Origin of the sequence: Ideonella sp. (assembly GCF_044358605.1) — a bacterium.
Classification (GTDB): Bacteria; Pseudomonadota; Gammaproteobacteria; order Burkholderiales; family Burkholderiaceae_C; genus Ideonella.
Genome location: NZ_JBIKNQ010000003.1, coordinates 115,733 through 129,135, shown reverse-complemented (window position 1 = coordinate 129,135; position 13,403 = coordinate 115,733). Strand labels below are relative to the sequence as shown.

The window sequence follows — 13,403 nt, the reverse complement described above, 5'->3', positions numbered from 1 at the left end:
GGCACAATGGGGTGCCCATGACCGACCTCACCGCCCTGCTCGACATCCGCCGCCTCAGGCGCCGCCCTCGCTGGCTGCTCTGGGCGGCGTTGATCGCCTTGCTGGCGGTGGCGCAGACTCTGCTGGTGCGCCTGACCCTGGACCATGAGTCCAACCGTGCCCAAGACAAGGCCGAGTCGATGGCCTCGGCGGTGGCCTCCGAAATGCGTCGCGCCACCCAGCGCGCGGTGCAATCCGCGCAGTCGCTGACCTGGAACGATCCGCCACTGGCGCAGTGGCATTACGACGCCGAAGAGATGCTCAAGCAGCGGCGTGAGATGCTGCGCTTGGAATGGCGCGACGCTGGCCTCAAAACCCTGGACGCGCTGGACAGTCCGCTTGAGGGCTCTTTGTTTGCGCAAATGCGCCGCAGCGACCAAGAGGTGGAGATGCAGGCCGCCTGTGCCTTGGCGCTGCGCACCTCATCGCCGGTGCTGTCGCGCTCTTACTTTGTACCCCAGCAGGCCGGGCATGGTTTGGAAGTGCTGGACCTGTGTATTCCTTCGCAGGTGCAAGGGCAGCTCAAAGGCTTTGTGGTGGCCACCCTGAGCTTGCCCCTGCTGCTGGAGAGTGCGGTGCAGAGCATTGGCGTGACTGAACACGAGATCTCCGTGGTCGAAGCTGATGGCACCCGCCTGGCTCGATCGGGCGCCCAGCGCGGCACGGGCATTTACCAGGCCACTCGTTTGGTTGATGTGGCCGGCCCCCCCTTGCTGCTGCGCGCGGATGCGGTCCATGGCCGACCGGGCCTGATTCCCAACCTCACCACCGCCTTGGTCATGGGCTTGTCCCTGGTCTTGTTCGCGCTGGTGGTGCTGCTGGCGCGGGACGTGCGCCGTCGCGCTCGGGCCGAGCTGGCGCTGGCCGATGCGCTGGCCTTCAGGCGGGCCATGGAGGACTCGCTGGTCACGGGTCTGCGCGCCCGCGACCGCCAAGGCCGGGTGACCTATGTGAACCCGGCCTTTTGTGAGATGGTGGGCTTCAATGCGGACGAGATCATTGGCCAGGCACCACCGCCCTATTGGCCGCCTGAGCATGTCGAGGAGTATCAGCGCCGCCAAGGCGATCGCCTGAACCCAGCGGCCGCTGATCTGGCCGCACAGCGCCAAGGCTTTGAGACTCTGTTCATCCGCAAAAGCGGCGAGCGCTTCCCGGTGATGATTTACGAGGCCCCTTTGTTGGACCGTGTCGGCCACCACGCGGGCTGGATGAGTGCGGCCCTGGATGTCAGTGAGCAGCGCCGCATGGAAGAGCGTTCACGCCAACAGCAAGAGCGCCTGGCTGCCGCCGCCCGCTTGGCCAGTGTGGGCGAGATGGCCACGCTGCTAAGCCATGAACTGAACCAACCCTTGGCGGCGATTGCCAGCTATGCCACGGGCTCACTCAATCTGCTGGATGACCCTGACATGCCACCCGGCATGATGAAGCAAGCTCTGGAGCGCATTGCTGAGCAGGCTGAGCGCGCAGGGCGAGTCATCAAGAGCGTGCATGGCCTGGTGCGGCGGCGTGAGCAGGCCAAAGAGCCGATTGCGGCAGACCTGCTCATCGAGTCCGTCATGCCCTTGGTGCGCTTGCAAGCCCGCAAGACGGGCACTCGGCTGGAGGTGCAATGCCCTAAGCCCGCCCCTCGGGTGATGGCTGACCGCACCATGGTCGAACAAGTGTTGCTCAACCTGACCCGCAATGGCTTGCAAGCCATGGACGGCCACACCGAGCTGGCCGATCGGGTGCTGGTGCTGCGCGTCACCCAAACCCATGCCCGTTGGGTGCGCTTTGCGGTCATCGATCGAGGTCCAGGCATTGCGCCTGAGGTAGCGGCCAAGTTGTTCACACCGTTCTTCACCACCCGAGAAGAGGGTATGGGCTTGGGGCTGTCCTTGTGCCGTACTGTGATCGAGCAGCATGGCGGCGTGTTGGACTTTGGTCCGGCAGCGGCGCAAGACGGCGGCGGCTGCGAGTTTCGGTTTACCCTGCCCGTGCCTGAGCCACAGCGCCCGCCCGTGGCACCCGCCATTGCTGATGCCACAAAGTCTCCCGAGGAGCCCGCTTCATGACACCCACATTCGGCCTGCCCATGGTCTACCTGGTGGACGACGAGGACGTGGTGCGTGATGCCCTGGCCTGGTTGTTGCGCTCGCGCCGTTTGCTCTCGGAGGGCTTTGCCAGTGCCGAAGCTTTTGAGCAACTGCTGGACCAGCGCCTCCCCGGTGGTGCCCAAGACCTGGGCTGGCCCGCTGCACCGTCCTGCTTGCTCTTGGACGTGCGCATGCCGGGCATGAATGGCTTGGCGCTGTTTGATCGGCTCATCGAGCGCGGCTTGATCGAGCGTTTGCCAGTCATCTTTCTAACCGGCCATGGCGATGTGCCTACTGCGGTGCAAACCGTCAAACGCGGTGCCTTTGACTTTGTCGAAAAGCCTTTCTCCGACAACGCCTTGGTCGACAAGGTCGAGCAAGCCCTGGCGCGCAGCGAGGCAGCACTGCGCTCGGTGCGCGGCAAAACAGCGGTCCAGCAAGCCCTGGCGGACCTGACCGACCGCGAGCGCGAAGTCATGCAATTGGTGATCGCCGGCAAGCCCAACAAACTCATCGCCGACGACCTGCAAATCAGCGTGCGCACGGTGGAGGTACACCGCGCCCGGGTGTTCGACAAGATGGGCGTCAAGTCTGCCGTTGAGCTGGCCAACAAGGTGCAGGGTCGGGATTGAGCGCAGGCGCGACAATCGCGATATGGCCCTTGGTGAATTCGATCTGATTGCCCGCTACTTCAAGCGCCCCGTTACGCGGGCGGCGCTGGGCGTGGGCGACGACTGTGCACTGCTGCGCCCGACGCCGGGGCAGCAATTGGCGGTGTCCACCGACCTCTTGGTCGAGGGGCGTCATTTCCTGTCTACCGTCGCGCCCGAGCGGCTGGGCCACAAAGCCCTGGCGGTCAACCTGAGCGACTTGGCCGCCTCAGGGGCCAGCCCGCTGGCCTTCACGCTCAGTCTGTCGATGCCGCGCGCCGAGGAGCGTTTCTTGGCGCCCTTTGCCCAAGGCCTGCTGGCGCTGGCCGATGCCCACGGGATTGAGCTGGTGGGCGGCGACACCACCGGCGGCCCGGTGCTGTGCATCGGCATCACGGTGATGGGTGAGGTGCCCCCCGGTCAGGCGCTGCTGCGCAGCGGCGCGCAGGTGGGCGACGAAATCTGGGTCAGCGGCTGTTTGGGGGATGCACGGCTGGCGCTGGAGGTGTTTCGCGGCAGCCTGAGTTTGCCAGGCGATGCTTTTGAGCAGGTGCGGCAAGCCATGGAGTGCCCCGAGCCCCGCGTCGAGCTGGGCATCGCACTGCGCGGCTTAGCCAGCTCGGCGATTGATGTCTCGGACGGCCTGCTGGGTGACCTGGGGCATGTGCTGCGCGCTTCGGGCGTGGGGGCAGAGCTGGAATTGGAGGCCTTGCCTCGTTCGCTCTTCCTAGGCGTACAGTCTCAAGCTTGGCAGCGCACCTGTTTGCTGACGGGCGGTGATGACTACGAATTACTATTCACGGCGCCTGCAGAGCGACATGAGGAGGTGCTGCTGTCCGCTGCAATCTCGTTCACACCCGTTCATTGCGTGGGGCGCGTCGTGGCGCCAGAGCGAGGGCTGGTGGTGACGCAGCGCGGGACGCCCATTGATCTGGCGGGTCTGTCTGCGTTTGATCACTTCAAGTCATGAGCACGCCCGTCTCTGAGGCCGAGATCGTGCGGGACGAGCGCGGCCAGACGGCCCCCCGCCGCGCCAGCGCACGGCTGATGCTGTCGCACCCGCTGCACTGGGTCTCTTTCGGCTTTGGCAGTGGCCTGGCCCCGGTGGCGCCGGGCACGGTGGGCACGCTGTGGGCCTGGGTCGCGTTTCTGGTGTTGGACACATGGCTCACGGACCTGCAGTGGGCCGGCGTACTCCTGGGCGGCTTTTTGCTGGGCTGGTGGGCCTGCACGCGCACCGCGCAGGCCATGGCCACCGCCGACCCCGGTGCCATCGTGTGGGATGAGGTCCTGGCCTTTTGGTTGGTGCTCTGGGTGGTGACCCCGGCGGGTTGGTGGACGCAGTTGGTGGCCTTCGCCTTGTTCCGATTGTTTGATGCCGCCAAGCCGGGGCCGGTGCGCTGGGCGGACGGGCTCTTCAAGGCGCGCCCTGGCCAGATGCCGGGCTGGGCCCAGGGCTTTGGCATCATCTTGGACGACTTGGTGGCTGCCTTGTGCACCCTGATGGTGATGGCGCTGTGGCGCCATGGCACCTGAGTCTTTATTGCGGAGCCAATATGCACCTGTTGACGCCCGATGCGCAGCGTGAGCTCGATACCCTGCTGCCCGCCTTGGCCCAAGCCTTGCGCGCGCGGGGGGATCAACTGTGCTGTGCCGAAAGCTGCACCGGGGGCTTGATCGCCGCCGCCTGCACCGAATTGGCCGGTTCGAGTGACTGGTTTGACCGTGGCTTTGTCACCTACAGCAATGCCGCCAAGGTGGACCTGCTGGGGGTGCCGCCCGCCCTGATCGACGTGCATGGCGCCGTCAGCGACCCCGTCGCGCGCGCCATGGCTGAAGGGGCACTGTTGCGCAGTGCGGCGCATTGGTCGCTCGCGGTCACCGGCATTGCCGGGCCGGGCGGTGGCTCGACCGATAAACCGGTGGGCACCGTGTGCTTGGCCTGGGCCCATCGCGCCTCGCTGAGCGGCGAGGTGACGCTTCGTTCAGAGCGTCAAGTGTGGCCGGGGGACAGGCAGGCCGTGCGCTCGGCCACGCTTCAGTGCGCTTTGGGCCGCTTGCGCGGGTGGCTCGGCGAGCTGCCGGGCTCGATATAGCCGGGTGCCAGCATGGCGGCGTTGGCGGCCACCTTGGGTGCTGCAGGCAAGCCGCCACCAATGCTCCAGGTGGGCAGCGGCCAAGGCGGCTCTTTCATGGCGGCTTGGGGCTCGCCAAACAGATATCCCTGCTGAAGCGGGCAGCCCAGGCGGCCCAGCATGTCGCGTTGGCTGGTGGTTTCCACGCCTTCAGCGATCACCTCCCAGCCCAGGCCGCGTGCCATGCGGACCATGCTGATCACCATTTTGCGGGAGGACTCGTTGTCTTCCATGCTTTGCACAAAGGTGGGGTCCAGCTTGATGCGATTGGGCTGCAAGGCCATCAGCCGTGTCAGCGAGAACATGCCTGAGCCAAAGTCGTCAATGACTAGGCCGACGCCCATCTCGCGCAGTGCGCGCACCCGCTGGTCGGTATTCTCCGGGTCGCTCATCAGCGTGGCCTCGGTGAGTTCGACCTCCAACTCGCCGGGTTCGACACGGTATTTCTTCAGCGCCACGCGCAGTGTTTCCAGCCAATCCTCGTGACGGAACTGCGCGTCTGAGACATTGATGGCAATGCTGCCCGGGAAGCGCCCTTGGCCCTTCCAGGCTGCGACCTGGGTACAAGCCAGCTCTATGGCACGGGCCGCCAACTGATGCAGCACGCCGGCCTCTTCAGCACGGCGGATGAACTGCGAGGGTGTCAGTAAGCCCCGAACAGGGTGGCGCCAACGCATCAGAGCCTCGGTGCCCATCGATTGCCCGGTGCGGGTATCCACCACCGGGTGATAGAACATCATCAGCTCTTGACGTGTCAGTGCGTGCTGGATCTCGACATCCGTCTCGTCGTTCAGTGGTGCCGGCATGGCCTGCACATCGCCGTCGCGGTAGAGCGCATAGCGGCCCCGACCCATGGACTTGGCGCGGTACATGGCTTGGTCGGCATGGCGCAGCAGGTCGTCGAAGTCTTCGCCATCGCGAGGGAAGCGGGCCACGCCAATGGTGGCCGAAATGCGCACTTTGGTGCCCACAGCGTCAATCACCACGGGCTCTTCAATGGCGTGGATCAGGCGCAGGGCGGTGTGCGCAATGGCCTCAAAGTTCTGGGCCTGGGGCAGCAGGGCCACGAACTCGTCGCCACTGAGGCGGCCGATGATGTCGGACTCACGCGCGGTGTCGCGCAGGCGCTGGCTGATGCATAGCAGCAGCACATCGCCCGCCGCATGGCCGTGGGCATCGTTGATCTGCTTGAAGCGGTCCAGGTCGATGAACATCAGCGCCATGGTGCTGCGGCTGCGGCGGGCCACGGCCTGGGAATGGTCGTACAGCTCTTTGAACAAACGCCGGTTCGGCAGGCCGGTCAGCTGGTCATACATGGCCAGACGGCGCAGTTCGATATTGCTGTTCTCTAACTCGCCCACCAAGTCCGCGATACGGCCACTGGCATGGTTGAGTTGTTGGCCCAACTCCCCGATCTCGTCAGCGCGCTTCCAGCGCAAGGTCGTGGCCTCCTCGGCGTTGCGGCCCGGCGCGGCCAAGGCCATGGCCTGGTACTTTAATCGGCGCAGCGGCCGCAGCAGCAGCACGCCCATCACCGCCAACATGGCCAACGTGCCCAGGGCCAATTGCAGCCCCACCAAGCGCCACATGGCCCAGCGCCGCTCTTGCAGCAAGGCGGTGGGCAGGCCCGGCTCGAAGCCAACACGCAAAGTGGCTGGCGTGGCCCCCGGCATATTGACGGCGATCTCGGCCCAGTAAAGGCTTAGCCCTGTGGCGCAATGGGTGGCATAGCGGGCGGGGCCAGGCGGGCGGCTCAAGCCCCGGTCCAGCTCAATGGCGCAGACATCGGGGTGACCGAGCAGCTTTTGCAGCCAGGGCTCCAACGTGTCTTGGCTGGGCAGCGCTTCCAGAGAGGCCGCGGCTTGGTTCAGGATGTCGTGCCGATAGGGCGCGCCCAAGGCCGGGTCGGTGGCACTGCTGAGCTTAGGCTCCATGGCGACCAAAAACACAGCAGGCAGGACAACACCCGCAACGATGATGCTGATCACCGTCGCGCGCAAAGACCACTTGATGGGCCATTTGCCGCCTTTAGCCAACGGTCTCTCCAATGTGTGCGCTCTGCGGCGCGTTGTGAGGCGGAACTGCTCCAACAGCTCCTCGGCTCTGTTGTTGTCAGGTTAGCATTGTCCCGACTGAGCCCTTGTTTGGGCAAAGTTTGAATCTAACGCTCCCGCCCAGCGTTGTCTAAACATCACGAAAGTTGTGAATTTTTCCCTACAAACAGTGCCCGCCATGAAGATTTACCTCTTGGGCAGCATGGATGCTGCAGCACTGAGTGTTTGGCAAAGACATCTTCAGGCCGAAATGCCTGAAGATCAAGTTCTGACCTCGTTAGCGCCTGAACAAAAAGCTGAGGTTGAGGTGGCGGTGGTCGCCAACCCCGAGCCAAATGCCTTGCTGGGCCTGCCGGGATTGCGGCTGATCCAGTCCTTGTGGGCGGGGGTGGACCGCCTGGTCGCTGACCCCAGCTTGCCCCCAGGGGTTCCGGTATGCCGCATGGTGGATCCCCAGATGAATGTGGCCATGGCCGAGACCGGCCAGTGGGCGGTGTTGGCGCTGCACCGGGGCTTTTTTCGCTATGCGCGTCAGCAAGCCCAAGCCTGCTGGCAGCCGCTGGCGCAACGCCGGGCTGATGAGGTGCGCGTCTTGGTGCTGGGCTGGGGGCAGATGGGTCTCGCCTTAGGCTTGCGCTTGGCAGCCATGGGGTATCGGGTTTCGGCATGGCGCGCCAGTGAGGAGCATTCAGGCGCGGCAGAACACCTTGGGGTATCCGTCCATGCAGGGCCGCAGGCATTGGCGCCTGCGCTGGCCGAGGTGGATGTGTTGATCAATCTGTTGCCGCTGACGCCTGCCACCCGAGGCTTGTTAAATGCCCCTTGCTTTGCGGCCTTGCCGCAAGGTGCGTCGGTGGTCAACTTAGCTCGCGGAGCTCATCTGGTGGAGGCCGATCTGCTGGCCGCATTGGATGCGGGCCATTTGTCTCACGCCGTGCTCGATGTGTTTGCCACCGAGCCTCTGCCCGCAGACCACCCGTTTTGGCAGCACCCCGCCATCACCGTGTTGCCGCACGCCGCCGCTCAAACCGACCCGCGCAGTGCTGCTGCTGTGGTGGCGGCCAATGTGCGGGCGCTCAAAGCGGGGGAACCGCTGCGGCATGTGGTGGATGTGGCTCGGGGGTATTGAGTCCTCAGGATCGGGCTTGAAGGCGCGTTTACCTGAGAACAAATGGGTCAAGCAGAGTCATCAGTATGTGAAGCAATAACTGCAGAACGCAGTTGATACTGAGTCCCTTGCTCAATGTGCTTACCGACGTTATTGAGCTCTCAAGTGAACTTGCCTAGTTATCTCTCCATCGGATGATTGGAGACGCGCCGCCTTGAGGCCTGCTCTCAACGCAGGTTTTGCTTGCTATTGCTGCGTGTTCTGTTGGCAGCGTGCTCAAGTACTTGAGCGGCGATGTTTCGGCCCACTCTGCTCACAAGCCATCGGCTGGCGTAGGCAGGCACCAGTCCGCCATTTGCCCCGAATTGGAGAACCTCAGACGCGCTGAATTTATGTTCCCCGATGAGCACGGTGGCGCTGAGCCGGAAGTCGCCAATCTGTCCAAACGCGCCCCGCATCATGAGATCGAAGACTCCTACACCTATGCCTTGGGAAAGAGAAATCTTGCCGCTGTCAGGCGGGCCTACAAGATAGGTGATCGTGAACTCGGTTAACCGCACCTCTTGCGCTGCCAGTAGCCTCAGCTTGTGGTCAGCCCTCCATTGGTCCTTTGCATATGCAAAAAACTCGCTCTTGATTGCATCGAGTGGAGAGGACTGAAAGTCTTGATCGCTCAGCACGACACCTCGTGAAGTCTCGATGCGCCTCTCAAGGACTTTGGCGCGCCCATCCACAATGTTTGGAAGCGCTTCCGACGCTTCCTTTGAGAGCGGGCCATCGATCAGTACGTACGAGTCCGCGAGGACCGGAATCGTAGGAGAGGGACTACTGGCGCAACTGGACAGCAGCAGTAGTGCTGTTAGACGCATCACTGATGTAAACATGGGCTTCGCTTCGCGAACTGGCGATGGTTGTGTTTAACGATCAAGGGCGCTCTCTTCGTATTCAGCCGAGTGAGTGGCACGATACGTTTCCTCAGCAAGCAGGTGCGCAATGAAGGGGCTTTCACGGCTGGCGACGCGAACTACTGAGCCGTAACGAGCGCCAACTTGCCCCGCCCCCGCTCGCGCGGCGCCAGCGCATCCAGCGTCAGCAGCAGCAAGCGGCGCAGGCCGTCCCAGGCGTCTTCGGGCCAATCGGGGTGGCGCAGGCCTTTGACCAGGCCGTCGCAGACACTGGCCGCCGCTACCAGCCGGGCCAGTTGGGCGCCGCTGGCCTGGGGCAGCACGCGCTCGAAGGCGCGTTCTTTGTCGCCCCAGACGCGGGCCTCGCGCAGCGCCATGGGCAGGGGCTTGCCGCCGTCCATGGCGTCGCGGGCGCGTTTGAGGGCGCGGATGTCCTCGGCCAGCGTCCAGTGCACCAGCACGGCAGCCTCGCCCTCGGCTTTCAGGCCGTCCAGCATGCGCAGCGCGCGCTCGGTCTGGCCGGCCAGCACGGCAGCGCCGAGCTGGAAGACATCGTAACGGGCGACATCCAGCACGGCGGCCTGAATCTGTTCAAAGCTCAGCGGCCCGGCCGGGTAGAGCAGGGCCAGCTTTTGCAGCTCTTGGTGGGCGGCCAGCAGGTTGCCTTCCACGCGGTCCGCAAAAAAGGCCAAGGCCTGCTGGCCGGATTCATCATGCGCCAAGCTCTGGCCCTGGGCTTGCAGGCGCTGAGCGATCCAGCGCGGCAGTTGAGCCCGCTCGATGGGGTCGATGCGCAGGGTGATGCCGGCGCGGTCCAGCGCGGTGAACCAAGCGCTTTGTTGCTGTTGCCGGTCTAGACGGGGAAGGTGGATCAGCGTCAGCAGGCTGTCGGATGAGGCCATCTCGGCATACTGCTGCAAGGCCGCCGAGCCTTCTTTGCCCGGCTTGCCGCTGGGGATGCGGATCTCCATCAACTGCTTGTCGCAAAACAGGCCCATGGACTGCGAGGCGCCCAGCACGCCGCTCCAGTCAAAGTGCGCACCGCTGACGGTGAACACCTGCCTATCGCTGTAGCCGGCCGCTCGGGCGGCGGCGCGCAGCTGATCAGCCGCCTCTTGCGCCAGCAGCGGCTCGTCGCCCCACAAGGTGTAGACGGCCTTCAGCTCACCTTTGGCCAGATGGGCGGCGAGTTGCTCCGGGCGCAGTTGCATAGTGGCTGTCAGCGCGCGGGGGCCACGGTGGCCGCCATGCGCAAGAGCTGGCGTGCCAGGTCGTCGCGCATCTCCAGCAGCAGGGTTTCTTGCTCCACCTCTTTGGCCAAAGCGGCCGTCTCGGTGGTACTCATGTCGCGCGTCTGCTCCAGCAGCGTGTCGGGCAGCAAAGGCTTGCCCTGGCCGGAACTGAGGCTAAAGCGCAGGCTGACGCGTAAGCGAAACTCGCGCACCTGACCAGCAGCGGTGGACGACACCACGCTGCGCTCAAAGCGATCGTCTCGCGCACTGATGAGCAACTCGGCTTGCGCCGGGCTGGCCACCACGCGCACGTCGCGCGGCAAAGCGCGGCGCAGCGCAGCAGCCATCTCAGACTGCGGCGCAAAGCCTTGCAGGGCCACCGTTTGCACGCCCAACTGGGGTGGGCCTTTCAGCGCAAAGCCACAGCCCGACAGGCTGAGCGCGCCCACTGCGGCACTCAGCCAGAGGCGTCGGGTCAGTGGCTGGCGCATGCTCAGACCACCACGTTGACCAAGCGGCCCGGCACCACCACGATCTTCTTCGGGGCCTTGCCTTCGGTGAACTTTTGCAGGTCGGCCGAGCTGGCCAGCAGCGCTTGGGCTGCCGCTTCGATGGCCGCCTTGTCGGCGCTGGCGGGCACGGTGAGCGCACCGCGCAGCTTGCCGTTGATCTGCAGCACCAGCTCCAACTCGTCTTGCACCAAGGCGGCGTCGTCCACAGCAGGCCAAGCGGTGTCCAGCAGGTCGCCTTGGGCGGCGGCAAAGCCCAGGTCAGCCCACAAAGCGTGGCCGATGTGTGGGCAAGCGGGGTAGAGCGCGCGCAGCAGGATGGAGAAGCCTTCGCAGACCACAGCTTGGTCGCCCGCGTCGGCGCTGGCCTTGAACTCCTCCAGCGCATTGAGCAGCTTCATGCAGCCCGACACCACGGTGTTGTACTGCATGCGCTCGTAGTCGTGGCTGACCTGCTTGAGCACCAGGTGCACCTCGCGGCGCAGGGCCTTGGCCTCTTTGCTCAGCGGGGCTTGGCTCAAGTCGCCTGCGGTGGCGGCCTGCAGGGCCTCGCGGCGCTGGGCGGCAAAGTTCCAGACGCGCTTCAAAAAGCGGTGCGCGCCTTCAACGCCTGCGTCGTTCCACTCCAGCGTCTGCTCGGGGGGGCTGGCGAACATCACGAACAGGCGGGCGGTGTCGGCGCCGTAGGTGTTGATCAGGTCTTGTGGGTCCACGCCGTTGTTTTTGGACTTGGACATCGTGCCGATGCCTTGGTAGTCCACCGCCGAGCCATCGCTCTTGAGCTTGGCGCCCACGATCTTGCCGCCCTCGTCGTGCACATGCTCGACCTCATGGGGCCAGAAGTACTCGATGCCACCCTGGGCTGTTTTGCGCGAGTAGATGTGGTTGAGCACCATGCCCTGCGTCAGCAGCTTGGTGAAGGGCTCGCTGATGCTGACCAGGCCCAGGTCGCGCATGACCTTGGTCCAGAAGCGCGCATACAGCAGGTGCAAGATCGCATGCTCAATGCCGCCGATGTACTGATCCATGCCGCGATGGCCGGCGGCATCCGCGCTGCCCATCCAGTACTCGGTGCCTGCGCCCACCATGGCTTCCGTATTGGACGGATCACAGTAGCGCATGAAGTACCAAGACGAATCGATGAAGGTGTCCATCGTGTCCGTCTCGCGGCGCGCCGGCTTGCCGCAGCACGGGCAGGCCACGTTCAAGAAGGCCTCGCACTTGTTCAGCGGGTTGCCGCTGCCGTCCGGGATCAGGTCTTCCGGCAGCACCACCGGCAAGTCTTTTTCGGGCACAGGCACGGCACCGCAAGACTCGCAATGGATGATAGGGATCGGTGTGCCCCAGTAGCGCTGGCGGCTGATGCCCCAGTCGCGCAAGCGCCAGGTGGTTTTCTTCTCGCCCAGGCCCTTGGCGGCCAGCAACTCGGCCACTTTGGTGACGGCCGCCTTGTGGGCCAAGCCATCGAGCACGCCGGAGTTGACGCAGACCGCGCGTTGCTTGTCGCCGTACCAGTCGGCCCAAGCGTCGGTGGAGAAGGTCTCGCCTTGGGCGCTGACGACCTGCTGGATCGCGATGCCGTACTTCTTGGCAAAGGCAAAGTCGCGCTCGTCGTGGGCGGGCACGCCCATCACGGCGCCGTCGCCATAGCTCATCAGCACATAGTTGCCGACCCACACGTCCACGGCGGCGCCGGTCAGCGGGTGGGTCACGGTCAGGCCGGTCTTGACGCCCTTTTTCTCTTGCGTGGCCAGCTCGGCCTCGGTGGTGCCGCCCTGGGAGCACTCGGCGATGAAGGCGGCCACCTCCGGCTGGCTGGCGGCGGCCAGCGCGGCCAGGGGGTGCTCAGGCGCCACCGCGCAGAAGGTGACGCCCATGACGGTGTCGGCGCGGGTGGTGAAGACATAGAGCTTGCCGTCTTGCACCAACTGGCCATCGGCACCTTGGATCTGGTGCGGGAAGGCAAAACGCACGCCCTCGGACTTGCCGATCCAGTTTTCCTGCATCAGGCGCACGCGCTCCGGCCAGCCGCTCAGGTAGTTCGGGTCTTCCGGGTTGGCCACGGCGGAGAGCAGCTCGTCGGCATAGCCGACGATGTTCAGGTAGTAGCCGGGAATCTCACGCTTCTCGACCACCGCGCCCGAGCGCCAGCCCTTGCCGTCAATGACCTGCTCATTGGCCAGCACGGTTTGGTCCACCGGGTCCCAGTTGACGACCTGGGTACGGCGCACGGCAATGCCCTTTTCCAGCATCTTCAGGAACAGCCATTGGTTCCAACGGTAATAGCTGGGCTGGCAGGTGGCGACCTCGCGCGACCAGTCGATGGCCAGGCCCATGGCCTGCATCTGCCGCTTCATGTAGGCGATGTTGGAGTACGTCCAAGCGGCGGGTGGCGTCTTGCCCTTCATGGCGGCGTTTTCTGCCGGCAGGCCAAAGGCGTCCCAGCCCATGGGCATCAGCACGTTCATGCCCTTCATCCGCAGCTGGCGGGTGAGCATGTCGTTGATGGTGTAGTTGCGCACATGGCCCATGTGCAGCTTGCCGCTGGGATAGGGCAGCATGGAGCAAGCGTAGAACTTGGGCTTGAGCTGGCCGTGGCTGTCGCGTGCGTCTTCGGTGACGCGGTAGGCGTCGGCAGCGTTCCAGTGGGCTTGGGCGGCGGCTTCGACCTCGGTGGGGGCGTACTTGTCGTTCAT

At 64.7% G+C, this 13,403-nt stretch carries 11 protein-coding genes; 6 read left to right on the top strand and 5 right to left on the bottom strand.

The genetic code is table 11. The features are described from left to right. Window positions 1–17 precede the first annotated feature (17 nt). From ACIQ3Q_RS02170 to ACIQ3Q_RS02150, 5 genes are read left to right on the top strand one after another with little or no spacing between them, the layout of a single operon-like run. The gene (locus tag ACIQ3Q_RS02170) at window positions 18–2,093 is read left to right on the top strand and encodes a nitrogen regulation protein NR(II) (RefSeq protein WP_396267325.1); all 2,076 of its coding nucleotides are present in this window, start codon (window positions 18–20) and stop codon (window positions 2,091–2,093) included. Beyond that, window positions 2,090–2,746 carry a response regulator transcription factor gene (locus ACIQ3Q_RS02165; RefSeq protein ID WP_396267324.1) on the top strand — a complete coding sequence of 219 codons (657 nt, stop codon included), beginning with the start codon at window positions 2,090–2,092 and terminating at the stop codon, window positions 2,744–2,746. Before ACIQ3Q_RS02170 ends, ACIQ3Q_RS02165 begins: the two co-directional genes overlap by 4 nt. Before the next feature lie 22 nt (window positions 2,747–2,768). Next, entirely contained in the window at window positions 2,769–3,734 is a 966-nt protein-coding gene (gene thiL / locus ACIQ3Q_RS02160; RefSeq protein WP_396267323.1) for a thiamine-phosphate kinase, read from the top strand. After that, window positions 3,731–4,300 carry a phosphatidylglycerophosphatase A gene (locus ACIQ3Q_RS02155; RefSeq protein WP_396267322.1) on the top strand — a complete coding sequence of 190 codons (570 nt, stop codon included), beginning with the start codon at window positions 3,731–3,733 and terminating at the stop codon, window positions 4,298–4,300. The genes thiL and ACIQ3Q_RS02155 overlap by 4 nt, the downstream gene beginning before the upstream one ends. Before the next feature lie 20 nt (window positions 4,301–4,320). Beyond that, entirely contained in the window at window positions 4,321–4,860 is a 540-nt protein-coding gene (locus tag ACIQ3Q_RS02150) for a CinA family protein (RefSeq protein WP_396267321.1), read from the top strand. On the opposite strand, the gene ACIQ3Q_RS02145 is transcribed toward ACIQ3Q_RS02150, so the two are convergent. Beyond that, window positions 4,803–6,935, bottom strand: coding sequence for a putative bifunctional diguanylate cyclase/phosphodiesterase (locus ACIQ3Q_RS02145; protein WP_396267320.1), 2,133 nt, complete (start codon window positions 6,933–6,935; stop codon window positions 4,803–4,805). The two genes, ACIQ3Q_RS02150 and ACIQ3Q_RS02145, sit on opposite strands and share 58 nt — an antisense overlap. A gap of 196 nt (window positions 6,936–7,131) precedes the next feature. Here ACIQ3Q_RS02145 and ACIQ3Q_RS02140 point away from each other — a divergent pair, with 196 nt between their 5' ends. Beyond that, complete coding sequence (locus tag ACIQ3Q_RS02140; RefSeq protein WP_396267319.1) at window positions 7,132–8,082, top strand: 2-hydroxyacid dehydrogenase; 951 nt, start codon at window positions 7,132–7,134, stop codon at window positions 8,080–8,082. Between the two features lie 206 nt (window positions 8,083–8,288). Here the strand turns inward: ACIQ3Q_RS02140 and ACIQ3Q_RS02135 are convergent, their stop codons facing one another. From ACIQ3Q_RS02135 to leuS, 4 genes are all read right to left on the bottom strand, one after another. Beyond that, complete coding sequence (locus ACIQ3Q_RS02135) at window positions 8,289–8,945, bottom strand: hypothetical protein (protein WP_396267318.1); 657 nt, start codon at window positions 8,943–8,945, stop codon at window positions 8,289–8,291. A 140-nt stretch (window positions 8,946–9,085) separates the two neighbouring features. Further along, window positions 9,086–10,177, bottom strand: coding sequence for a DNA polymerase III subunit delta (holA, locus tag ACIQ3Q_RS02130; protein ID WP_396267317.1), 1,092 nt, complete (start codon window positions 10,175–10,177; stop codon window positions 9,086–9,088). A gap of 8 nt (window positions 10,178–10,185) precedes the next feature. Continuing rightward, a complete protein-coding gene (lptE, locus tag ACIQ3Q_RS02125) occupies window positions 10,186–10,689 on the bottom strand; it encodes an LPS assembly lipoprotein LptE (protein ID WP_396267316.1) in 504 nt (167 codons plus the stop codon). Window positions 10,690–10,691: 2 nt separating this feature from the next. After that, on the bottom strand, window positions 10,692–13,403 hold the full coding sequence (gene leuS / locus ACIQ3Q_RS02120; protein ID WP_396267315.1) for a leucine--tRNA ligase: 2,712 nt from the start codon (window positions 13,401–13,403) through the stop codon (window positions 10,692–10,694).